Origin of the sequence: Xylanibacter ruminicola 23 (assembly GCF_000025925.1) — a bacterium.
GTDB classification, from domain to species: Bacteria; Bacteroidota; Bacteroidia; order Bacteroidales; family Bacteroidaceae; genus Prevotella; species Prevotella ruminicola.
In genome coordinates, this window is record NC_014033.1 from 3,450,350 (window position 1) to 3,474,282 (window position 23,933).

General features: G+C 46.3%; 24 protein-coding genes and 1 riboswitch. Of the genes, 8 read left to right on the top strand and 16 right to left on the bottom strand.

The window, feature by feature from the left end; genetic code table 11:
- Positions 1-135 precede the first annotated feature (135 nt).
- A riboswitch (cobalamin riboswitch) is annotated at positions 136-320 on the top strand.
- Positions 321-367: 47 nt separating this feature from the next.
- Complete coding sequence (locus tag PRU_RS14335) at positions 368-763, top strand: NADPH-dependent FMN reductase family protein (protein WP_036908982.1); 396 nt, start codon at positions 368-370, stop codon at positions 761-763.
- A gap of 229 nt (positions 764-992) precedes the next feature.
- Here PRU_RS14335 and fldA read toward each other — a convergent pair whose 3' ends face one another.
- The 16 genes from fldA to PRU_RS14410 form a co-directional block, all read right to left on the bottom strand.
- Positions 993-1,487, bottom strand: coding sequence for a flavodoxin FldA (fldA, locus tag PRU_RS14340; RefSeq protein ID WP_013064475.1), 495 nt, complete (start codon positions 1,485-1,487; stop codon positions 993-995).
- Positions 1,488-1,511: 24 nt separating this feature from the next.
- Entirely contained in the window at positions 1,512-1,886 is a 375-nt protein-coding gene (locus tag PRU_RS14345) for a DUF2023 family protein (RefSeq protein WP_028908099.1), read from the bottom strand.
- A 139-nt stretch (positions 1,887-2,025) separates the two neighbouring features.
- Positions 2,026-3,186 (bottom strand): cytochrome c biogenesis protein CcsA, encoded by a 1,161-nt coding sequence (locus PRU_RS14350; RefSeq protein WP_013063176.1) that lies wholly within the window; start codon positions 3,184-3,186, stop codon positions 2,026-2,028.
- Positions 3,187-3,216: 30 nt separating this feature from the next.
- Positions 3,217-4,971, bottom strand: coding sequence for a di-heme oxidoredictase family protein (locus PRU_RS14355; RefSeq protein WP_041386380.1), 1,755 nt, complete (start codon positions 4,969-4,971; stop codon positions 3,217-3,219).
- A 32-nt stretch (positions 4,972-5,003) separates the two neighbouring features.
- Complete coding sequence (locus PRU_RS14360; RefSeq protein WP_013064031.1) at positions 5,004-6,338, bottom strand: imelysin family protein; 1,335 nt, start codon at positions 6,336-6,338, stop codon at positions 5,004-5,006.
- Positions 6,339-6,371: 33 nt separating this feature from the next.
- Entirely contained in the window at positions 6,372-7,652 is a 1,281-nt protein-coding gene (locus PRU_RS14365; RefSeq protein WP_033150438.1) for a hypothetical protein, read from the bottom strand.
- 111 nt (positions 7,653-7,763) lie between these two features.
- The gene (locus PRU_RS14370; RefSeq protein ID WP_013063659.1) at positions 7,764-8,483 is read right to left on the bottom strand and encodes a LytR/AlgR family response regulator transcription factor; all 720 of its coding nucleotides are present in this window, start codon (positions 8,481-8,483) and stop codon (positions 7,764-7,766) included.
- Positions 8,480-9,634, bottom strand: coding sequence for a sensor histidine kinase (locus PRU_RS14375; protein WP_041386932.1), 1,155 nt, complete (start codon positions 9,632-9,634; stop codon positions 8,480-8,482). The genes PRU_RS14370 and PRU_RS14375 overlap by 4 nt, the downstream gene beginning before the upstream one ends.
- Positions 9,635-9,688: 54 nt before the next feature.
- Complete coding sequence (locus PRU_RS14380) at positions 9,689-11,455, bottom strand: carbohydrate-binding domain-containing protein (RefSeq protein WP_013065099.1); 1,767 nt, start codon at positions 11,453-11,455, stop codon at positions 9,689-9,691.
- A gap of 103 nt (positions 11,456-11,558) precedes the next feature.
- Positions 11,559-12,005, bottom strand: coding sequence for a DUF5675 family protein (locus PRU_RS14385; RefSeq protein ID WP_013063724.1), 447 nt, complete (start codon positions 12,003-12,005; stop codon positions 11,559-11,561).
- 82 nt (positions 12,006-12,087) lie between these two features.
- Positions 12,088-14,394 carry a DUF3987 domain-containing protein gene (locus PRU_RS14390; protein WP_013064978.1) on the bottom strand — a complete coding sequence of 769 codons (2,307 nt, stop codon included), beginning with the start codon at positions 14,392-14,394 and terminating at the stop codon, positions 12,088-12,090.
- A complete protein-coding gene (locus PRU_RS14395) occupies positions 14,385-14,849 on the bottom strand; it encodes a hypothetical protein (RefSeq protein ID WP_041386382.1) in 465 nt (154 codons plus the stop codon). The genes PRU_RS14390 and PRU_RS14395 overlap by 10 nt, the downstream gene beginning before the upstream one ends.
- A 106-nt stretch (positions 14,850-14,955) precedes the next feature.
- The gene (locus PRU_RS16195) at positions 14,956-15,111 is read right to left on the bottom strand and encodes a hypothetical protein (RefSeq protein ID WP_177168165.1); all 156 of its coding nucleotides are present in this window, start codon (positions 15,109-15,111) and stop codon (positions 14,956-14,958) included.
- Positions 15,112-15,262: 151 nt separating this feature from the next.
- Positions 15,263-15,739: a hypothetical protein gene (locus PRU_RS14400; protein WP_013063392.1), complete on the bottom strand. Its 477-nt coding sequence runs from the start codon at positions 15,737-15,739 to the stop codon at positions 15,263-15,265.
- Positions 15,739-16,500, bottom strand: coding sequence for a hypothetical protein (locus PRU_RS14405; RefSeq protein ID WP_013065174.1), 762 nt, complete (start codon positions 16,498-16,500; stop codon positions 15,739-15,741). Before PRU_RS14405 ends, PRU_RS14400 begins: the two co-directional genes overlap by 1 nt.
- Entirely contained in the window at positions 16,497-17,486 is a 990-nt protein-coding gene (locus tag PRU_RS14410; RefSeq protein ID WP_041386384.1) for a hypothetical protein, read from the bottom strand. Before PRU_RS14410 ends, PRU_RS14405 begins: the two co-directional genes overlap by 4 nt.
- Positions 17,487-18,319: 833 nt before the next feature.
- Between PRU_RS14410 and PRU_RS14420 the strand changes: the two genes are divergently transcribed.
- The 7 genes from PRU_RS14420 to PRU_RS14450 all read left to right on the top strand — a co-directional run bounded on the left by PRU_RS14420 (position 18,320) and on the right by PRU_RS14450 (position 23,865).
- Positions 18,320-19,231, top strand: coding sequence for a WYL domain-containing protein (locus PRU_RS14420; RefSeq protein WP_013063059.1), 912 nt, complete (start codon positions 18,320-18,322; stop codon positions 19,229-19,231).
- Positions 19,228-19,719, top strand: a complete 492-nt coding sequence (locus tag PRU_RS14425; RefSeq protein WP_013065021.1) for a 3'-5' exonuclease — start codon at positions 19,228-19,230, stop codon at positions 19,717-19,719. The genes PRU_RS14420 and PRU_RS14425 overlap by 4 nt, the downstream gene beginning before the upstream one ends.
- A gap of 125 nt (positions 19,720-19,844) precedes the next feature.
- Entirely contained in the window at positions 19,845-20,816 is a 972-nt protein-coding gene (rhuM, locus tag PRU_RS14430) for a virulence protein RhuM/Fic/DOC family protein (protein ID WP_013064447.1), read from the top strand.
- A gap of 162 nt (positions 20,817-20,978) precedes the next feature.
- Complete coding sequence (locus tag PRU_RS14435; RefSeq protein ID WP_041386388.1) at positions 20,979-21,374, top strand: DUF6557 family protein; 396 nt, start codon at positions 20,979-20,981, stop codon at positions 21,372-21,374.
- Positions 21,375-21,452: 78 nt separating this feature from the next.
- Entirely contained in the window at positions 21,453-22,283 is an 831-nt protein-coding gene (locus PRU_RS16380; protein ID WP_013063433.1) for a hypothetical protein, read from the top strand.
- 4 nt (positions 22,284-22,287) lie between these two features.
- Complete coding sequence (locus PRU_RS14445) at positions 22,288-22,647, top strand: hypothetical protein (RefSeq protein WP_041386390.1); 360 nt, start codon at positions 22,288-22,290, stop codon at positions 22,645-22,647.
- 39 nt (positions 22,648-22,686) lie between these two features.
- Positions 22,687-23,865: a hypothetical protein gene (locus PRU_RS14450; RefSeq protein WP_143040102.1), complete on the top strand. Its 1,179-nt coding sequence runs from the start codon at positions 22,687-22,689 to the stop codon at positions 23,863-23,865.
- Positions 23,866-23,933 lie beyond the last annotated feature (68 nt).

Consider the following 23,933-nt stretch of genomic DNA (forward strand, 5'->3'; position numbering starts at 1 on the left):
GTATAAAACAAATTATTTTTGATTTTTTGTTTGGCGTATAAGAATAATGTTGTATATTTGCAACGTGATTCAAGAATGAGTCTATGTGAAAGTTGAGGCTACGCCTCGACATAACGTGAACGTTGAGGCATAGCCTCGACCTTCGCCCGTAAAGGTTCGCTTAGCCGCGATTAATTGGGAATGTGAGTGAGAATCTCCGACTGTCCCGCAGCAGTGAACTCCATTATGGCTCCTAAGCATCAATGCCATTGCCCGTTTGGGTGAGAAGGCGCTTGGGAGTGGAGGAAAGTCTGAAGACCAGCCTTTTTCGGTATTTGCTAAATGCTCTCGATGTAAGGGCGTGAGGCGCAACTTAATTTTTGTGGGTATGAAACATGAATCAATCGTCGTGGTATACGACAGTTGTCAGGCTATTGCAGAAGAAATAGCCGACAAGCTTGGCGCTGAAACTATCAGCGTACAGAGTATTAACAACAGGCAGATAGAAAACTGCCAGAGTTTTGTTCTTGCATTAGAGTTTATGGCTGATGGAAGTATGACTCCCCATTGGCAGTGGGCTTGTCAAACGTTGCGTGGTGCTAGCCTAAGTGGAAAGAACTTTGCCGTGTTAGTGGCATTAGGTAACAAACTGAATCATGATGCAGATAAAATTTGCCATGAACTGCGTGAACGCCATGCGCACATTGTTGGCGAACAGCTATATGCTGAAACGCCCCAATGCAATCTCGAAAATTGGATATGTTCTGTTTCACCTAATTTATAATCAAATTACTATGGTATACATTTTAGTAGTAGCTTTGGAATTTTTGCTCGCAACCATTGGTGTAGCGTGTCTTATCAGACACTATAACCACAAAGTTTAGTGGCTATATAGAAACAATGATTGTTAATTTATGCCGCAAAGATGCGAAAAAAGAAAGGTGGCTGGTCGTCTCGACTAGCCACCTTTACCCTAACTAAACAAATACTTATTTATAAATTTACACCTGTGATTAAAGACTTGGAGTAATAGCTGCCAACCAGGCATCGATACGTGTATCGGTCTGGTCGTCCTCATTGATGTCGTCGAGAGGCAGGCCAATAAACTTTCCGTCGATAACTGCTTCAGAATCGTCGAAAGTGTAACCATCGGTTTCAACGCTACCAATAAAGTTGGCACCGCTGTCTTTGATGCCGTTATAGAGCTCACCCATACCACCTACAAATGTATCACTATAGGTAGAACAGTCGCCACAACCAAAGATGGCGATAGTTTTTCCGCTCAGGTCGGCACCCTGTAAGGTCTTCAAACCGTCGTACCAATCGTCCTGCAGTTCGCCAGCTCCCCAGGTAGAGGTACCTAAGATCAGATTCTGGTTTGCGGCAACGGTTTCGGCCGAAAGATCCTGTACATTCAAGGCTTCGCAACCCAGCTTCGAGGCTATCTTCTCTGCGATGGCCTCGCATGTTCCTGTAGAGGAACCATAAATTACAATAGTTGAATTCATTACTTTATATTATCATTATGTGGTTTAATTCTTACATTTGCAGTTTCCGTCGCATTGTCCTTTACGTTTGCAATAGCGCTCGCACTGGGCACAGATGTCGTACCCCAACATAGCACCAAGAATAAAATCCTCTTCAGGTGTAAGTTGGTTCAACGGACGGGTAACAATGAGTCGGATGGCATCCAGGCATTCGCGACGCCCAAAGTAAACGTTCAGGTTCTGCTGACCTGCAGGCTGCAGCACGTAGGGTATGCCTTGGCTTTCCAATCGTTCAACAGCCTGGTTACCATACTTTTTATTGCAGGTAAACAGTACCATCTGGCGCACGCCTTTATTCAGCTCGTAGATGTGGTTCATCAGTACTTTGAGTTCCGTTGGGATGTTTCTTTCTGTTCTCATTGTTATACTTTTAATTCGACGGTGCAAAGGTACGGCGAAAAAATAAAGTGCGCAATACCTAAAACAGAGTGTTTTAAGCATCGCGCACCTTTCGGTGTTCAATAAAAAGAACTAATATAAAATAGGTATTGGAGTATCCTTAAGCGTACGAGTGCATGCCGCCTAAGAAGTAGTTTACACCAAAGTAAGTCATGAGGATGGTGAGGAATGCCAGAACCATATACACGTTGTGATTAAGTTTGATGCTACGATGGGCGGGGATGCCGTAAATCATCAGGGTGATGAGTGCCCAGGTTTCTTTGGGGTCCCACGACCAGTAGTTTCCCCACGAGATGTTGGCCCAGATGGCACCGATAAAGATACCAAAGCCTAAGAAGGTGAGTGCAGGGTAGAGCAGCATCTGCGACAGGTGTTGCATGCCTTGGCGATGCTTGGCAGAAATAATACCCACCAGACTGCTGAGGCAGGCAAACAACAATAGGGTGTAAGCCAGCATGATAGTTGCAATATGGATGGGCAGCAAACGCGAGTTGAGTACAGGCATGGGGTGGTTCTCAGGCGAGTACTTATTCAAGAAGTGATACATCAGGAATAAGAAGCATGCCGCGATGCCAGCTGCAAAGATATTCAGTTGTCGGCGATGATTGCGCAGCAAAGCCAGCTGTTCGCGGAACCTGCCCTTAGGATCGATGAGTATCCAGATGAGCGATACAAACAGCAAGGCGTAACCACAGTAGGTTACGGGGATGCCCCATGGATCGTAATTCAGCGACAGGATACTACCCTGCATATCTGCATCGTAGTCCATTTGATACAGGCGGATATTCCTATAACTGGCAATCTGATTCATTGAGATGGTAAAGGGCTTGCCATCGATGGTAACCTGCGAGATATAGTCGGATGGCATCTCTGTCCCCTCATAGAACTTTACGTCAAAATGCTCCAGACAGATGTTGAAAGGCAACTGGTGGAGGTGCATGTCGCGTGTTAGGAATGTGTTGGTGGCTACGCCCTGACGTAAAGGTACTACACCTCTTACGGCGGTGAGATGCGTGAGCAGGGCACCTGCCAGGATAACTACAAACGACAGGTGTAGCACCATTACCGATGGGCGACGCACCTTACGCTTGATGAGCCAGAATATGCTGATGGCTACTAACAAAGCCCATAAGGCCGAGAACCACCAGGCACCATAGATATTGTTGGATACATACTCTGTACCCTGATATTTCTCAAAAACCGTGGCGGCTGCCAGTACAGCAACCACCACGATGTATAGAATGATTATACTTCGCTTCATATATAATAAAACGTAAATGGCGTGCGATTATTATATTGACTCGATGAATTTTATTACAGCATCTCTATCGGCCTTAGGCAGATGATAGAATTTCTCTGTTGGTCCGTAAGCATCCGACTGCTTTGAATAACCATGCCACATGATAGCCTCAAGTACACTGCGGGCACGGCAGTCGTGCAGACGATCGTTAGCACCTGTAAGCAACTGCGACAGTCCGCGACCCCACAATGGTGTGGTGCGGCACCAGCCAGTGCGGATGTCGTTCTTCATCATCAGGCGATGCTGAACCATATCGGTGTAAGGCCAGATGGTCTGGTTAGGATAGCGTGGCAGCATCTTGTTGGCATCCTTACCAATGCTCTTGGCATAAGCCTTGATGCTGGCATCTACCCACATATCGTCGTTGCCAGTCTTCCATGAAGGACGGTGGCAGCGGGCACAGCCAATCTGCGAGAACAGATCCTTACCGCGCTGTACGGCTTCATCGTTCAGATTACGGGCAGCAGGCACAGCCAGAGCACGATGCCATACCATAAACTGATAGTACTGCTTGTCGCTCATCTCTTCCTTGCCATTATAAGGTGCACCGTTAAACAGGTACTTGTCGAAAGTCTCTTTCTTGGCAATCGACGAACAGCTCAGAATCTCGTTTACACGAGCCGCAATACCTTCGTCGGTACCATCGGCATAGTAGGGGTGCAGAATGCTGAGTGGCGATTCACCATGCTCTTTGATATAGCTGATAACCTCCTTATCCTCGCTTTGTGCCTTTGCCCATGCTGGGGTGGTGTATAGGAAGTGACGGTCGCTACGGGTGACGTTGGTGATATTCCAGATAGCGTTAGAACCGGCACCATCCTGCAGCGAACCGCGAGTCATGGCATAGGTGAAGCGCTTAATCGGACCATGAGAGCCACGGAATGTGCCCAGATCGTTATAAGCAGCCGAATAGTAGGCAGACGCCTTGAAGGTGCCAGCCTCCTGATCCCACATGGCAGGGTTCAGTGTGGCATGCTTCGACTCGGCCAACCACTGTGCCTCGATATCCTCATCGCTGATGGCATCGAGCAGGCCTGTACCATAAACACCGATGGTTGACTCCAGTCGTACCTCGTAGTTGGTAGGCAGTGGGTTGGTGTTGAAGGCGGTCTGTGGGATTGTTACTTCAGGATAGATGAGGGCGTACTCCTCGCCATCTTCAAACTTCATGGGCAGTCCGCTCTCCATGGCTGTCACATTCTTCCAGTCGATGGTTATCTGATTTTCGTCGATAGGAGCCTTGAAGGGTGACATGGCCTGTGTCTGAGGCATACCTGTAACCTCGGTGATGTAGCCGTTGGTATCAGGATGATAAATCACCAGCAGATAGCCGTTGCCAATCTGGTTGGCACGATATTCGGTCTGTCGCTTGCCGTGACCATAGCTGGGGTGGCAGGCGATACACGAGTTGCGCACCCATGCAGGACCTAAGCCTTTACGTGGTTCCTGCTCAAAGGTGTAGAGCTTCTCAAAGAAACCTTCACCCGTATTGAAGTCTTCCTCCATGCCAGCGGCTATAGCAGCAGGAGTGATGGCCGAATAGCTGGCCTTCTCGGTGGTGCCGAGCTCACCGCCGGGGTACCATTCCTCGGCAGTAAAATTACCAGTAGCTTTTCCGAATGCTTGTTCTTCAGGTGTCAGAGGTCCCAGATCTGCAAAGTCGTTATTATCGGAACATGCTGTCAGCCCTGCGGCCGACAGCATTCCGAAACATACAACACATGTTAGTTTCGATATTTTCTCCATTAGTGTATTTGTTTAATTAATGTTCAGGTGTATTACTCTCCAGATGTAGAGTCCCAGTTGTCGGGATCGTCGAAGTTCTTGCCCCATACCACGCTGCAATACTTAACGAATGGTGTTGGCATGTTGCTGATACCCTCGATAGCACCCACGTAGTTGCTTTCTACAGCGGTGTTCACCTTGTCGCTCTTTACGCTGGCAAAGAAGGTGTGGAAGCTGTACTCGTTAGCCTTCTTGTCGGTTGAACCCAGCCATACGTTACGGATACTGCGGATGTTATCGCGGAAGTCGGTGATTGAGTTGTAGCTGTAAGGCGACTCTACATAAGCGATGTCGCCTGCAGAGAATGGGTTGGCAATCTTGGCTGTACCTACCTCGTTACAGATAGCCAAGCATGAGCCTTCGTCGTTAATCAGTACCTGAGCAATGGCATCCTTCAGTGTGGGGAAGGTGCTCTTGCTGCCACTTACACCAGCCTGCTTCAGGTTCTCGCCATAAGAGAGACCTGCGGCGGTAGTCATATCCAGACCTGCGGCCTTAACTACTGCTACACGAGCGGCATTAGCTGCTGTCTCGCCCTCCCAGGCAACCTGCAACTGGAAGCAACGCTGCTTAAGCAGGGTGCAGATAGTCTGAGCGTAAGCCAGCTCCTGGGCACCAGTAATCTTCTCGAAGTTAGTGTAGGTATCGTTACCCTGCAACTCGGCTACCTTACGGTTCTGACCGTTACGGAACAGGATGAACTCCAAAGCGTGGAAGCCCAGGATGGTGGCATCCTCCAGCATCTCGTCGTTCATGCCATTGTTAAAGTAGTTGAGCAGCAGACTGCGGTTCAAAGGCCATGAATCGATAGTTGGGTCGATATCGAAATCGCTGGCGGCACCCATCAGGAATGCCTCAGAGCGCTCCCAGTTCTGGCGGGCCTGCTTAAAGTCGGCACAAGCCTTGTCAATCTGGGCCTGTGTAATGCTGTTTACGGTCAGACCGTTCAGAGTCTTCTCCAAATCCTCAACATCATCAGCCAACTGTGTATAGGTAGGAACGATGACGTTACCAACCAGAGTCTCGAGTACCTTGCGCAGGTAAGCCTCTTGAGCCTCGCTCAGTTTTGCTGTAGCGATGGTGGTATTGGCATTTTCAAGCTCTGAAATCAGCGACAAACAGTTGTCGATAGCGTCCTGACCGAAAGCCTTGCTGTTGTAGTTTGCAGCGGTGGTGTTCTGGGGATAGCTGTCCTCATCTACCAATGGTGTAGTGTTGATAACGTTGAACTCGTTACCGTTCTCTTCATTGTTGTTGTTACTTTCACTGCAGGCAGTGAACGCGAGTCCCATCATGAGGACCGACATTGCATAAGTAATTTTCTTCATTGCTGTTATAATAATTATGTGGTTATTTTCTTATTAGAGGAAGAATCCTTCGTAAGCCACACCGATGTTAACTGATGGCTCGTTGTTGTATTTGCTCTTTAAGAAGCGCTTAGAGTACTCGGCCTTGATCACAATCTGCTTGATGGGGTGATAGTTCAGACCCACTGCCATGCGCTTAACGGCTGTGTAGTCGTAGCTGATGCCCTTGGTGTCGCTGGCGTAGGGATTGTAAGCCTCGTAACGTCCGAACAGATAAAGGCGCTCACCCTGCTGGCGCATGCTCTGTATCTGCGAGAAGATGTCGTAGCCAGCCTCGATACCCATGGCATAAGCATTGCCGCTTACAAAGGCAGAGTGCTTGTAAGGCGACTTAGAGTTCAAACGGTTGTACATGTACTTCAGCTCTTCAGCGTCGCCTAAGTAACCGTAGTCGGCCTGTCCGCGAACAATCCAGTTGTGGGCATTGTAGGTGAAGTCGATGGCACCAATGGCCACCTTACCCTGATAGGTGGCGCCTGTACCGTTGGCATCGTTAGGGTAGGTATTGCCGATGCTGTGACCGTAGTAGCCGCTCAGACCGATACGTAAACCAGGAATAGAGTAGTTGTCGATACGCAGGGCTGCTGCATATTTGTTGGCTACATCAAACTCCATGGGTGACTTGTGACCTTTGTGAATCCAACCTACGTTGGTAAACTGGTCGGCATTCAAGCCGCCTAAGAACTGAGCCTCGTAGCGGAACTTGCCTGCACGGCCCCAGAACGATACGCCTGTCTGATGCCAGGTGCTGGGCATGATGGTGTTTTCGCCTTCGGGGCGATAAACAGTAAAGTAGCTCAGTGGCTCGTGGTGGGCATTGTTCAAACCTACGGGCACTACGATATGTCCGGCACGGATGTTAGCCCAAGGGGCAAACGACTTCTGCAGCCAGAACTGCTCCAGTTCTACCTCGCCGCCTTTCTCGGTTTCCTGTTCCCACTCACCGCCTTCTTCGTCTTCCTTCTCGTAGGCAATACCTGCGCCGCCATGCTCAAACTCTATCTCGGTACCAAAACTCCAGCCTTTGCCAAAGTCGTAACCTAAATATATCACTGCATGGGGGATGTCAAGACGTCCGTGACTGGGATCGTTCTTATGTTCCTCGGGCTGACTGTAGCGACTCACGTGGTCGCTGTAATAATTTCGTGTAAAGTTTGCTTCGCCATAGCCACCAACGCTCAAACGTGAGGTTTTGGTGCTATCTGCATTGTTCTTCTGTGCGCTGCCTGTTAAGCAGATCGCCATCATCATTAATGTATATATAAACCTTTTCATAACCGAATTTAGTCTCTTAAACAAATCCGGGTGCAAAGGTACGGCGATTAAGGCAATGTTACAATACCTAAAAAGTGTGAAAAAAGAAAGTGACCGCGTGTGCGGCCACCCTTATTTTCCTAAAAACTTGGTATCGAGATAGGCTTGAAATGCATCTTTATACAAATCGCCTATTGGTAAATAGGTATCGCTATCCATAATCACACGGTTCTTATTTACCTCCTGAATCTTGTTCAGGTTGATGATATAAGAGCGGTGAATACGCATAAAGTTGTTGGGCAGATGTTCTTGCATCTTCTTCATGGATAGGAGTGTGATGATGGGTTTCGCCTCGCCTTCTATCCACACTTTCAGGTATTCGCTCATGGCCTCTACATACCTGATATCGGGGATGCTCACCTTTACAATGCGGTAGTCGGTCTTCAGGAAGAGCGAGTCGTCGCTATCGGTAGCAGGCTTGGCTGCAGCTACCGATTCGGTTAGTCGGTCCTTAATCCGGTTGGCGGCACGTTGCAGATCCTGTAGGCCGAAAGGTTTCAGCAGGTAATCTACGGCATTCACCTTAAATCCCTCAACCGCATACTCTGAGTAGGCGGTGGTGAATACAATCAGTGGTGGTACCGCCAGCGACTTTACAAAGTCCATACCATTCAGGTCGGGCATGTTGATATCGCAGAAGATGGCATCAACTGTATCGTTCTCTAAAAACTTGCGGGCTTCTAAGGCACTCTGGCATTGAGCTGCCAGTTGCAGAAATGGCACCTTATTAATATAGGAAACCAGTTGCCCCAGAGCCAATGGCTCATCGTCGATAGCTAAACAACGTATCATAATGGTAATATTAGTTCTACAAAATAGGTATCAGTATCATCTTTGATGCTCAGCGTGTAGTTCTTGTCATACAACAAGTCCAGTCGCTTCTTAACGTTCACTAAACCTACACCACCTTTCATTTCATTAGGACGCTCAGCCTTGGAGTTCTTACAGGTAAAGTGCAGGTGGGTTACCTGAGGCAGTGGCTCGATAAGTTCTACCTTAATATCGATAAACGATTCGTGCTGATAACTCACGCCATGCTTAAAGGCATTCTCGATAAACGAAATCAGCATCAGGGGTGGAACGGTTTTGTCGGGCACCTGGGTAGGCAGGTCGAGATTAATCTTCACCTTGTCGGTATAACGTAGCTTCATCAGTGTGATGTAAGTACGTATAAACTCTAGTTCGCGATTCAAAGGCACACCGCTCTTATCGCCTTCGTAAAGCACAAAGCGCATCATCTTCGACAGTTCAAGGATGGTGTCCTGTGCCTTGGCTGGATCGATATCTACCAGGGCATGGATATTGTTGAGCGTGTTCATAAAGAAGTGTGGGTTTATCTGATATTTCAGATATTCCAGCTGCTGCTCCAGATTCTGCTTTTCCAGCTCGTGCAGTTTGCGCTGGTCGCTACGGGTGCGGAAGTAGAGCTTGGAACCAAGGTTGGCACCAAACATCAGCACGAGTATGACGGTGGCAATGATGTCGTGAAGTCCTCTGCCCGGTCCCTCTTTGCGCATGAATGGCGGATGGGGCTTTCGGTCATGAAATTCTGGTGGCATTCTGCGGTCATCGCGATCCATTCTGCGGTCGTCGCGTTCTTGGCGTGGGCCGTTAAAGAATTCGCGTTTTTCTCTTTCAGGGAAAGGCCGTGGATGAGTATTCATCTGAACGAACACAAATCCTGTAATCACAATGGTGATGGCCGATAAGTATAGGGTGCGCTTATGCCGCTGGATGAGCAAGGGTGCCAGCAGGAAATTGTGAAACAGAAACAGCAATAAAAATATAATGAACTTGCCCCAGATAAAGAATACTTCACCCCATTGAAAGCTGAGGTTATCATCGCTCATGGTACGTAGATACAGACTTAGTAGCGGAGTTGCAAAGAGCAAACTCCACACTACTAAGTATATCAGGTTTTCTTGTCTCGACTGATTTTTCATCCAATACATTCCAATTACTACTATTAATAACGTGAAAATATGCGATTTATTGTGTCAGTGCCAACCGCCAGGCCAACCGCCGCCTCCGCCCATGCTATTACCGCCGGTATAGCTGGACAGCGAAACGCTGCTTCCACCTGATATGGAACCGCCTGCAATGCCTAAGCCGCCAAAGAAACTGCTACCGCCGCTAACCGATGTGCCCGACTGCAGGGTGGGGGTAGTGGCTGCTGATACTACAAGCCCGGAACCGCCACTGGATGGGGTGCGGAACGAGAAGGTGTTCTCGCCAACGGTCATGGTGTACCAGGTGTTCTTGCTCCATGACGACGACTGGTAGCACGACTGTGTAAGACTGCTGCCACTCTCCAGTCCGCCTACGGCCACGATGGTGCCACCGGTGAGATAGAGTTTCTTGCCGCCTTCGGTATTGGCATCGATGGCCACCTCGGGCTGTCCCGAACAGATGGCATACACCAGTCCGCCTTTCAGATAGATGTTGCCATTGGCATCCAGTCCGTCGTTGTTCTTGCCCTGTGCATACACATAGCCGCCAGTGATGGTCATGTCGCCTTTCGAGTTGATGGCATCGTCGTAGGCATAGCAAGCCACCTCGCCACCGCTGATGTTCAGCTGGCTCTTGGTCTCGATGCCCTCGCCGTTATAGCCGCTGGTGCGCACCCAGATGGTACCGCCGCTGATGTTGATATCACCATCCACCTTGATACCCTTAGGCGATGAGGTGTCGTTGTTGCTCTTATACTGTCCGCCTTCGGTCACCACATACACGTTGCCGCCATTAAAGTTGGCATCCATATCTACGTTGATGCCTTTGCCGCCGCTGCCAGTGCTCTTGAGCCATAACTCGCCAGCATTGATGGTAAAGGTAGAGTCGGCCTTGATGCCGGCAGCCCCTTTGGCCTCCTGATCGTCGGTGTCGTAGGTGCCGTCGCCAGTGGTGATGACGGTGGTGCGACCGCCGTTAACCACGATGTTACTCTCGCAGTTAATACCTTTGGCTGCTGCCGCCGTTACCTCTACGTTGATGATACCGCCGTTGATAAACACACCGTCGTTGGCTTTGATACCATGGTTGACGGTTGATTTGGCGTAGATGTTGTTGCCTTTGCGAAACACAATGTAGTCGGCCGAGTGGATGGCATTGTTGGTATTGCCGACAACACTTAGCTGTCCGCTGCCGTTAAACAGTAGTTTTCCCTTGCAGTAGAGTGCTCCCTTTTGGCTGCCACTCGTACCATCGGTCAGTGTATTGCTGGTGCCGTCGACTAATACGATATAGGCGCGCTTGCCGCTCAGCAGATTCAGGGCTGCCGAGTCGGGATTGGTGATATTTACACCATTCAGCTTTATTTCGTACTTCTTGTCGCCTACAACGGTAAACGATCCGTTGCTGGTGGTGCCGCTCAGTACATAGCAGATGTTTTTGGTAGAGCCGTGATTGGCTGTGATATGTCCGCCGTTCACGGTTATCTCTACGCCGTTCTCGGTCTTAGCTGTGGGGCTGGCCATATCGATGGCAACCTCGGTGGTAAAAGTACTGTTTTCCAGAGCGTCTTCCTCGTCGGGCATGTACTCTGTAGCCGCATCAGTTGGTTCGGCCGATGTCTGGTCGATGTTTACGGTAAATGTGGTTAGATCGCCAGTGGTGGTCGAACTGCCGCTGCTATTCTCGCTGGGAGTGTCGTTGCCCCAGTTATCTCCCCAACTGTTAGTGTAATCGCTGAATGGGTCGCCGGCCGAACAGCTTATCAAAAGTGCTACCGATGCCACCTGCATCATTCTGGTCATTGCTTTTTTCATGTTTTAATGCGTTTTAGTGAATTATTTGGTGTGCAAAGGTAGCATGATGAGGCCGATCCGCCAAAAAAAATCAGCGAACCGGCCAAAACAAATTACAAAATGCCTACTTGATGGTTATCCACACAGCCTCGCCGCGGTCTTTGGCCTCTACAATCTTATGCTTCAGACGGTGCAGCCAGATGCGGCTGTCAACTACTTGCCCCACCAGCTTGTTCTTGCCAACAAGAATGCAGCCTTCGGTGTCGGCGGCCGTATTGCCCGTGTGGATGCGTATGCCCTCAAATTTTGGCACGCCGAGCAGGATGGGGAGCCACTGCCCGAACTTGGGGCTCCAACTGATTACCACGGCATATCGGCCTTCGGGTATGGCGGAGCGGCCTTTCACTTTGTAGGCTCCGTGGGCATAGTCGCGCCAGGTGGGTTCCAGCGTGTCGCAGAAGTACTGGTTCTCCGTGCCTGCCAGATACTCGTCGTCCACGTGTCGCTGAATGTAAATATGCCCAATGGTGTAAGTTTTGCGTTTTGCTATACGCTCTAGAATCAATTCCATAATTTTTGAATGTGCTTAATGTTACATTGTTGCAAAGTTACTTTGTGACAAAGCGGAAGCCAATTTTTACATTTTTACATTTTTAATTTTTACATTTTTCCTTCCTCCAGTGGTGGCGGTCGGTCTTGGTGATCCACCCGTCGCGGCTCCAGCGTGAGATGATCATGCGCAGGGCCGATTCCGAGCAGTAGCCGCGCTTCAGCGCTCGCAGGTCGTCGATGGTGAAGCTGGGTGCCAACTGGTCGAACACGCTGTGGTTGGTGCCATATCGCTTACACTCTTCGCTGGCTTCTACATACTGGTTCTGCAGGGCATCGCCGAAGGTCTTGATTTGCTGCATCAGACAGTAGTCGGCCATCATCAGGGCAAAATCCAGGCATTGTTTCGATTCTTTATCCTTGCCGCTCAAAAGATGGAATATCACCCCACAACGGAAACCAATCACGGCAGCACGTTTACGATAGGTGTCCTTCACATGGTCGATGTCCTTGGCCGCTTCTACGCGCTTCTGCTCCACCCAGTCCTCGATAGCCTTGCGCAGGCGGGGGGTATCCACAAGTCCGCTGTATGAGCGAAGCCGGCTTACTGCTTCTTGTATTCTGGCTTCGTCGTCGGCCGACCGACGGCCAAACTTGGGCATCTTCGAAAAACTGGAGTCGGGCATTTCTGCCACGAGGATACGAGAAGAAAGACCGTTCTCGATATTATCCGACTTGAAGCATTTCCTCATGGCCCCATTGGTTCCAAGCATCGTCCAGTTATAGGCTACTTTCACCACGCCCGACTCTGCGGCATCCGAGTTGTAATCCTGGCCCCATTCACCTTTATCAAAGCTCAGACGATAGATGTCGTACTTCGAACTCCAGGAGCCAGCACCATTCGTTTTCCTGAGGGTGTCAAGTTCCTCTCCGAACGAGTAGATAGTGTGTCCCTGGGCATTTTTGAAACGCTTCAAAAGGGTTGAACACGAAACTGTTACGGGTACCATCCGGATTAGAACCTTTGGATCTTCAGGAGCCTTCTCGTTGGCCTTGCGACCTTTTTTGCGCTCCTTCCATTCCTCCTCACGTTTGCGGGCAAGGGCATCTTCTTCGTCGAACTGACGCTTCCAAATGTCAACGGCATTCTTCACCACGCTTTTGTTAGAGGCCTGCTCGCCACGGATAATCGACATAAGTCCAAGGTGCTGCAAATTGCCGTCGCAATATTGAATCTGAACTTGATCGGCGTAAGCCGCTGCTATTGGCAATACACCGCAGAGCACGGGCATGTGCATCGTAACCGGTACACCCGCAAGGCTCTCTTTCAAACCAATGGGCAGAACCTTTACATTCACCTTTGCTCCAGTCTCGGCAGCCACCACCTCGGCATCCTCGATTTCATCCGATGAGATACCCATTTCGAGCGCACTCACAATCTGATCAATCAGCCGCGACCCTTTGGTTGGCTCCTTACAGGCCGAGTGGATAATGCCTCGCATCTCCTGATCCGACAACCCGTACTTGGGCATCACCTCGAGCAACCAATCCTTGTTATTATCACAGATGGCACGAAGATTAGCAGCCAACTGATGGAGTCGTTTATTCCGCTCGCCCTCTGATGGTTCACCACCTGTTCGGCGCCAGTACTCACAGATAATAGAGGTATAAGGCACGCCCTTGAACTCTGCAGGGTGATTAGCCGGATGATCGGTTAGATGATCGGCACCTTCTCCCTCGGGATCATAGTAGCTACCATCCTCCGTACGACCATCAATCGAAAGCCCTCTATCGGTATAGGCCTTTCTCCTCGCGGCCACCTCTTGCTCTGAAAGCTGAGCGTACCAGCCATCGGCACGATAAATCTCAAAATCGGCAGGCGAAATATAGATGAACCTCTCTGGGGTAAAGCAGCTGGTATCACAGGCAACACCAAGAGCCTTACAATATTCGCGCTGTGCTTCGGGCACCGTCATACCCAACGGCAGACGAATATCAATGTGCAGTTTACGGCGGATGGAGTAATCCTTATGAAGCATCAGCCCCTGCCACTTTCCACCTGCCTCGATATCGAGCCGTTCCGACATCTTGTTGGCCTTTTCCACCAACTCAGGGTCGTCGATATCGATGCAAGTCTGCCAAGTGAAACTCTCTGCCACGATGTGCTCACGGTCGCGATAGTCGTCACGGAACTGGGTGTAGTGCGGACAACGGAATGGCAGCCACGACTTTAATTTACGCTGCTGTTCGTCGTCGTCAGTTAAATTGATACGTTCTGCCATCTGTTTCAGTCGAGGTGACTGAGTAAGTGCATCGTAGTCGTGGAGCGGGCATTCTTTCACGAATGCCCTGGTTTGCTCCTTAGTCTGACGTGCGTTGAGTGCTATCAGTCGCTCCAAAATCATTTCCATATTGTTTCCTCCTTTCTGGTTTTAAAGTACGACATAATCTCGTCGGCCTCCTCTTCGTAGAGAGCCTTGGTGAGCGCCAGTCCGTATTTCTTCGGGAACTTAAAGGTTACGTATACGAACTCCCTGTCTAATCTGCGTTCACCAGCTTTGTGACTATTGTTGCTGCGCTTGCGGAATATGGGGCGTGTTATCTTCACGGCACCGTGAGCAGTCTCGAAGAGTGTATCGTGGAGCGGCCCTTTTGTGCCGTCCTTGTAGCGCTTCACTCTGGTGCGCCCGTCGGCATCCACCTCGATGCCTGCACGATAGCTCACTCGGCTGCCGTCGGTTACCTGCTTCTCATCCTCCCATGGGCATGGATACACGTTGATATCTCCGTTGGTCATGAAGTTAATACTTGCATCCATCTGGATAGCGTTATTCAAAATCTGTTCTTGAAATTTCTGTGGATTCATTTTCTGAAACTTTAGCGAGACCGGGCAAGTGCTGAAATTGGATCCTTTTCACTCGCGAGACTTCCCTCATCCTGCTTTCGTCTCAGATTAAACTTAGTGTTACTTTTTAGCGATTAAGAAACTGAACGTAGAAAGGCTGCTGTCCTCCTCTGCCCGTTCTTCTACTCAGCATCCTGCACTTGTTCATCAGCGCCATCTGCTGTCGAGCCTGATTCTTCAATCTGTCGTAGAGTCGCTTACCTTGCATTAAATCTCTTGCCATAATTATAATGGTGTACTCACAGGGCTTAACCTCCGCACCGTTGCATCTGGTTTTCTGTTTTCCGAGTGCAAAGGTACGGCAACCTACATGAAAAAACCTGCTACGTAGTAGGTACGCGTAGCAGGTACGATGTTTTGCAAAAAGCTGATAATCAGCCTAATACATTTTTCAGTTTGTCTTGGTATTTTAGAGACTTCTTCTGATCTAAAGCTTTGTTGAAATACGAACGCAGTGTTTCTGGCCTTTCGTTCCACAACATCCCGAATACTTGCCATACATCGTTAATCTTCAACTTATCGCAAACGTTTTTGGCCAGCAATGCCCGTTCAGAACAGCTCAGCCCGTTAGCCTGCCATTCCTCAGTCAGCATGCCAGCATCCACCAGTTTGTCCATCAGCTCTTCAGCCTCTTCTGTCTTCAGCCTCTCGGGTATCACTCCATCCGCTGCATCTGGGTTTGATGAGGCTTCGGCCGCATTGCCATTGTTAATCTGGATACCGATGCCTCCAGGCTCTATGTTTCCAAACTCGTTTTCCACATATTTCACGGCCACTACATCGCCCTTGAAGTTACTTAGGTCGAACCCTTCGGTAGCCGCCTTTATCAGTTCTTTGATGTCTATATCCATTATTCCTTTTTTATTTCCTTAATTACACCAGTGCCGCCAGCCTCTATATTCTGGATCTCAGTATCCACAACCTTTGTGTTTACATATTCCTTTGGCTTTATGATAGTGGAACTTTTTATACCAAACTTGTCATACAGGGCTATAACTTCTTTGTCATAAGCATGGTTGTGTTCGATGTTATAACGATTAATAAACAGCAGATTCCCCTTAATGGATTCTTTGTCCATTTTGTCGGAACATGCTGCCATGTAGGCAAACAGCTGTTTGATTTCTTCCGATCCGCCGCCATCCAGCTTTATCTCTTGCAGTTCATAGTCCAACAGATTTGTTTTCTTGCCTTCCAGCCAACGAGCATCCTCCTTATTAGTCATTTTTTCGATGAGAGGCCACATCAGTTCGTGACCGTCTAAATGCTCGAAGATGTGGAGGATAATCTTTCGGATATCTATGTTCGCATATTTTTTGTTCAGGGCTTGCAATTGGACTGTGGCTAATACCAGGATGAGCATGGCATCATTATCTCCCTCGGCTTCATCCTCCAAATCCTCAATCTCATATTCTAAGCCTTCGTCGATGTCTGGTAAAGCCAGTACTTCGTGGCAAAAGTTTTGGGCAGACAAGACAACTTCGGCGGGTGACAATTCTGTATGCCCATCGCGTTGCATTTGCTTTAGTGCATCTTGACTGATGATATATACCACATCAGCGAGCAGCTGATGACGGGCTGGTTTCTGTTGCTCCTTTTCTAACCTTACTATCATGCAGCCTGCTCCTCATCTATAGCTTCCACCTCGTGCTTCATCGAGTTCATCAGTCCGAGCACCGCTTCTTCGGCTTTCAGACGGTCTTCTGGTTCTACCTTGCTACCGTCCTTCTTTCTTGACTTGAACAAAATTTCCAGATGATTCTCGTCGAACTCATGGCTCACAATCTTATCCGTATTGTCGCCATCGTTGTCAATGAAGCATCTGAACGTGATTCCATCGGTAGTTATCAGTTCCACAGGCTCATCTACGGCTTCGGCAAACGTTAGCATATTGCGCATGAAAACACTATTCTTATCTACATAAAGTGCTGCCTTTCTGTCTTCTGGCATTACTGTGTAATGTCCTTTATACTTAGCTTTCTTCTGCGCATAGCACACATCCAGGATTTGCCCCATGATGGAATCATCGAAATAGTCGCGTTTCTTGGCCTTCAATGCCTCCACTTTCGCCAGAATATCCTCCTTCTCCATCTCTGGTGTTCCAAAGCGCATCTGCTGGGTATGTGCCTGTTGAAGCTCCCATATCGTGAAAAGGTCGGCGGGGTAATAGTCGGGCAGAATCTCAAACCCATAGCAATGATCCAAGAATAGTCGCTTGTCTATGACCTGTGACAGAATCTTTGCCACCTTATGCGTGTCGCTGAAAGCCTTCCTTCGCTTCTGGATGGCCACGGTACGCATGTTGTTGCGATTGTCGATAATGACAAAACACGATGGCTCGTCCTTGGCCATAGCGGGTTCAAAGTCGCGCTCCACGGGTATATCAATATTATTTGCAAAGCGCATCACCGTGATACTTGGTGCTATGCTCAAATGATACACCTTGTGTTTATATACCTTGCGGTCGGAATCTTCTCCTAAACAAAACTCGATGCTCTCATTATTTTCAAAGAGCGCATCCAAATGCTGTTGACGCAGCTGCCAGTCGTAGCAGCCTGCAGCGTACTTGTATTTACAGTAATATTGTGCGAATTTAGACATTGGTTTATTAATTTGTGCTGTCAAATCTCACACGAAGGCAGATTACCCCCGTGCGTGTGAATATATAAATATTGTTAGTTACAGCATTGCTAATATCGCTCTCAGATTTTGTGTCAGTATTTAATGTTCTTATTAAACTCTGTCAGGTTGATGCTTGGCCGATAATGCAATACAGTCGATTTAGCGTGGTTGTATATGTCCACGTTTGAGTGATATCCTAAATTGTAATTCTTCATAATTTTTTAAACAGTTTTTAATTGGCTACAAAGTTACAAAAAAACCTTGTAACAGCAAAGCGATTTTGGAAGATTAACGCAATTCGGCCTGAAATAAAGGCAAAGAGGGGAAAAATGAAGAAGTTCAATTTGGGTCAAATAGCAAATTGTGGAGGATTGGTGAAGGAGTTAGGTTTCCAAATCGTAACCTCATTTAGCCATCTCCTTCATCTTTGTGACGAAGCTATTGAAGCTCGTCAGCAGCTCCTCGTAGGTACTGCGCTCAATTGATATAACTTCCATGTCTGTTTAGTTTTAAATTCTGAGCACAAAGGTACATCATGTTTTCCAGATAGACTCATTTTGAAAATTCTCTATTGTGAAATAACAATTCAGAGGAACATAATCCTAATGTCTGCCGAGCTTGCTCATAAGGAAGCAGACACGCATCTTTGTGTGGCACTCCACAGAAAAGTGCGTATTAGGCTACACCCTTCTACGGAATCAATTTGCGGCATTGCAAGCAATAAAAGACAGGTGCAACCTTGAATTATTTCGACCTATGCCTCAATTATTCACACCTTTTTTGTATCTTTGCAGCATCAAATATTAAAATGTATGGCAAAGAACCTATTAAACAAGTACGTCTGGTTGGTGGAAACCATTTACAAAGCCAAAAGGATCTCTTTTGAGGAGATCAACCATCGTTGGCTCGATAATGATATAAGCGAGGACAAACCGTTGTCAATTAGGACTTTCCACAAATGGCGTATCGCTATCGAAGAGATGTTTGGTCTCATCATTGAGAATGAACAGGGTGGTCAGTATCGCTACTATATCCAGAATGCTGAAGAACTGAGAAGTGGCTCGATGCGCAGCTGGCTTTTCAACACGCTGACTGTCAGTAATCTGATGCTGGATAGCGTCAGCATCAAGGATAAGGTGTTGTTCGAAGAAATCCCTGATGGCGAGCAGTATCTCCCTGATATTCTTGAAGCCCTGAAGAAGAATCTGGTACTTGGAATGACTTATCAGAGTTTTACCCGTGACGAGGCCAATACTTTCGAAATTGAGCCTTATTGTCTGAGGGCTTTTAAACAACGCTGGTACTTGGTGGCGCGTAGTCCCTATTATAATAAGATCATGATTTACGCTTTGGATAGGGTTCAATGGCTGGGATTAACCGAAAAGACTTTCAAATACCCCAAGGATTTTATTCCTGTAGAATTCTTTGATGATTGTTTTGGCATCATTGCTGACCAAAACGTCAGCATAGAGACTGTCAAGTTCAAGGTCTCCACAGGACAGGCAAATTATCTTCGCAGTTTGAGATTGCATCAATCACAGCATGAGATTGAACGGACAGATGAATATAGCATCTTTACTGTCAGGCTTCGCCCTACCTTCGATTTCCGTCAGGAGATTCTCTCGCAAGGTTGTGACATCGAAGTATTGGAGCCCAAATGGTTCCGTGATGAGGTGGCAGAGATTTCAAAACACATGTGGAACAAATACAAGGATGACAAATGAGAGACTTTGCAGCAATAGATTTTGAGACAGCAAACAACGAGCGTACCAGTGTTTGTTCCGTTGGTGTGGTCATCGTCAGAAATGGCGAGATAGTAGACACCTTCTACTCTCTGATTCAGCCAGAGCCCAATTATTATAATTATTGGTGCAGCCAAGTGCATGGGCTTTCTCGTGAGGACACTGAGGACGCTCCTGTATTCCCAGAGGTTTGGAAGCAGATAGAACCACTTATTGATGGCTTGCCCTTAGTGGCCCATAACAAAAGCTTTGATGAGAGTTGCCTGAAAGCCGTATTCCGTTGCTATCAGATGGATTATCCGGATTATCCGTTCTACTGCACATGTGTGGCTTCTCGCAAGGCTTTTCCACAATTACCCAACCATCAATTGCATACGGTTTCAGAATACTGTGGTTATCACCTCGAAAACCACCATCATGCCCTCGCAGATGCTGAGGCTTGTGCCTGGATAGCAAGGGAGATTCTGTAATTATCAACTTATCAACGTTACATTATTATCCTCATAAAAAGAAAAAGAAAGAAAAATAAGATATAAGTGTATGATGAATAAGAAAAAAGTAGTATCTTTGCAGAATGGTTTTATCAGATAGCAAAATGGACGAGAACAAGATTGTAATATATCAGACGGAAGACGGACAGACACAGATTGATGTCCGCTTGGAGAATGAGACGGTATGGTTGACGCAGGCTCAGATGGCGGAACTATTTCAGAAAGATCAGTCTGTTATAGCTCGTCATATTAACAATGCTTTGAAGGAGGGTGAACTTGAAGAAAATAGTAATATGCATTTTTTGCATAATACTCAATACAAGTATCGTCCAACAAAGATTTACGACCTTGATACCATTATCTGTGTTGGCTACCGTGTTCATAGTAAACGTGGTGCTGCATTTCGTATCTGGGCACGCAAGATTATCAAGGATTATCTTGTGAAAGGCTATGCTGTAAACCAGCGCATTCATAGTGAGCAGATTGGAGAGTTGCGTCAGTTGGTAGGTATGCTTGGGCGTACCCTGCAAAACCAACCTGTTATCTCTACTGATGAAACTGCAGCTTTGTTCGAAGTGGTTACAGATTATACTTATGCACTTGATACACTCGATAACTACGACTACGAGCGACTCGCCATCGATAAGACCACAAAAGAAGAGCCTTTCCACGCTACTTACGAAAATGCGATGGAAGCCATCAGTGGCTTGCGAGAGAAATTTGGTGGCTCAACTCTCTTTGGTAACGAGAAAGATGATTCTTTCAAGAGTAGTATTGGCCAGATCTATCAGACTTTTGGAGGTGAGGAACTCTATCCAAGTGTTGAGGAGAAAGCAGCCATGTTGCTATATCTGGTAACGAAGAACCACTCCTTTAGTGATGGCAACAAGCGTATTGCTGCCACGTTATTCCTCTGGTTTCTGAACAATAACCACATCCTGTATCGCAAAGACGGTTCAAAACGTCTGGCTGATAACACCCTCGTTGCTCTTACGTTGATGATTGCAGAGAGCAAGACGGAGGAGAAGGACGTGATGGTAAAAGTCGTGGTTAATTTAATTAATCAGAAGAACTAACCAATTTCGTCATTTATCAACTTTTCCACGCTACATCATTATACTCATATAAGAATAAGAGAAATAAGAAAAGATAATAATAATGATGTTTTTATAAGGTGTGCCTCAATACGGCGCACCTTTCTTGTATCTTTGCATCGTGAACTATAAAGATGTAACGATATGACAGTATCAGAATTATTTAAGAAGTATGACTTTGAAAGCCTACTACCGCATTTAAATCACCTCTTTATGGTGAATAGTGGGCGGCATTTCTCTGAAGCGAGTATTGAGGTGTTCAGAGGTCTTTATAAAAAATGGACCGAGTGCGAAACAAAACCTACGAATCGCCATATCCGACTTGTATCTCGTTGGGAGCATACAAGTCCTTCCATTGATATGAATTGTCATGTTAAAGAGAAGAATGTTTTTTGCTACGCAGTAGCAGACCAGAAAGATATGATTGAAGTACTGGGCATGAAAGTGAGAGTAGATAAAGACGTTGAAATCAGCGAGGTGGAGTTGGCAGCTGGTCTCTTTTGGGAAATGACCTATTATGGTCCTAAAGAAAATGGATAGTTATACGAAATTATGTTAATACGCTCTATTGTTCAAAATAAAGTAGTATCTTTGTTGCACCTAAAAGAAATAAGGAATATGATTAACGGATTTAAGGTTATAACCCTCTGCGGTAGCACTCGCTTCAAGGAAGAATTCTTGGAAGCACAAAAGCGTCTGACACTTGAAGGCAACATCGTTATTTCTGTGGGGCTGTTTGGCCATTCTGGTGACGATGTGGTATGGACAGAGGGAGTGAAGGATATGTTAGATCGCCAGCATCTGGCAAAGATTGACTTGGCTGATGAAATCTTTGTCATCAATGTGGGTGGTTATATTGGCGATAGCACCAGACGCGAAATCGCATATGCAGAATTCAAAGGCAAGACAATTAAATATATGGAAAATAGTAAGAAAACAAACATCTATGAGAATTACGCTGCATTGCGCGAACTTCATGATGCAGGAAGAATCTCTGATGATGATTTTGAACAGGCGGGACGAGACTTTGACGAAAAGCGTAAAACTGCTATAGCTGAGTATAACGCATGCCAAGGTCCCTGGCCCTATCAGTGGAAAAACATAGATACTGTTGTCTGTGGAGTTTTGCAGCAGATGGACGTTGTCTCTATTGACTATTCAGACCTCAAAGATCTCTATGATGCTGATAGCGTATATGAAGTTCGCATTAAAGGAAAAGGAGCCAATGATGAAGAACAACTTCAAAACATCATTGACACAATCAGAAGTGAATACATGGCCAAACTACGTTCCCCAAGGAAGGCTGTTGTAACGTTATGTGCTTCGTCTAATCCTTCTGGCTTACTTGAAAAACTTGCCGACTGCATGGATGGCCTGAATGTAGTTTGGCAGACAAGAACTCTCCATACAGATACAAAAGAAATAGAATTGTCAATATTATTTGTATAAGTATATGGAATTGTTAGAACAAAAGATAAATGAACTAATAGGACGGTTAGAGGCATTACATAAGAATCCCAATCCTGATTTTGATAGATTAAGGGAAAAAGTTGATGCTATAGAGTATGACTATTCCAAGTTAGAAGAAGAATATTATGAGTTGAGGGAAGGAGAAGAGGCATTACTTCTTCCTATAGAGTATATCGAAGACCGTCTTCAGTATGCAAATGCATTAATCTTTAGGATCTGCGATGAAAACGGATTGGAATACGCTGATTATAATGAATATGATGGCGGAATAATTAGGGTGCCTTTGGAAGATAAGGAAGAGAATAGTTCTTTGCAATATCTGCCGATGGATAATATAGAATAAGCGTGATTGTATATTTTTTATGGATATAATTGGAAAAATATGAGTGGAGAAGAATACAAAAAATGGGTTAACGAAGCATATTTATATATTAGTAAAAAGGAGGTATATGATAGAGTAAACCAACTTAAGTATGTCAATGTAGGTTCTACTCAGTACATTCCCAAAATTGACGGAAATGTAGAATTCGTATTTCTTGGTCATGATGCCCATGAAGGGAGAGGCGATAACGACAAATTGGATATTACCTTTGCGAAAGAAAGATTTTATAAAGGTAATGGTGATCCAAGAATTTGGCGTAAATGCCCTGAATGGAAAATATGGAATAATATGGAACGCGCTTTATGGAGAGTTGGTTTTGCTGAGATAATGGATGATAAATATATCTCAGATGAAATACTGAAGAATACGATAGTAACCAATGCTTTGTTTTTTACTTATGCGAATGACAGCGAAAAAGCGCTCGCAAAAAAACTCAATACTCTCTTGGGACCAGATATTGTTAATGAGTGTATGAAACGTACAGGGGAGCTTATTTTTGAGGTAATAAAACCCAAAATGGTAATATGCTCTTCTTGTTCTATGGTTTTTGAGCCTCTTATAAAGAACTATAATGCAGATATTAGGTATGAGGTTATCCGTTTGGAAGGAACAAGTAGAAGAGTTATGAGATGTAATTATAATGGTGTTACCGTGCTAGGAATACCACATACAAGTTATCCTGTTCCATTACCTGTGGCAGCATTTGTTCGAGACTCATATTTGGGGAAAGATAATGGATATACAATGTCAAATGTATCTTATGCGTCTTCTATTAATCCCATGCATCTTCGTGCTAAGGCACTAAAAAAAATGATTAGTAAAAATTGGGCGGTACAAAGTATTTACTATAATATACTTTACCACGAATATTATTCTACAAAAGTAGATGGAAAATATGTAAATAGCAAAGACAATATTGTTATTGATTTGACTCCTGAAGAAGACAAGAATCAATATGTGGTACTTGTATTCACACGTCAGAATGACATTGAAAAGACAAGAGATTTAATAAAAGGCATTTGGCCATATGAAAAATTCAATCCATGGGTATGCGACAAATCGCGCCATGTTCATGAGGTGATTTCTTTCGAAGAAAGCAATGAGGAGATTAAAAACAAGATGGAGAAAGTGCTACAAGAAGTGAAGGCATATCGTGACAAAGAGTATCCTCTGAAATAAAAGCTTATATTATTCTTTCTTTATAACCTCTGCCCTAAAACGGCATTGGGTTCTATTATCTTTGCATA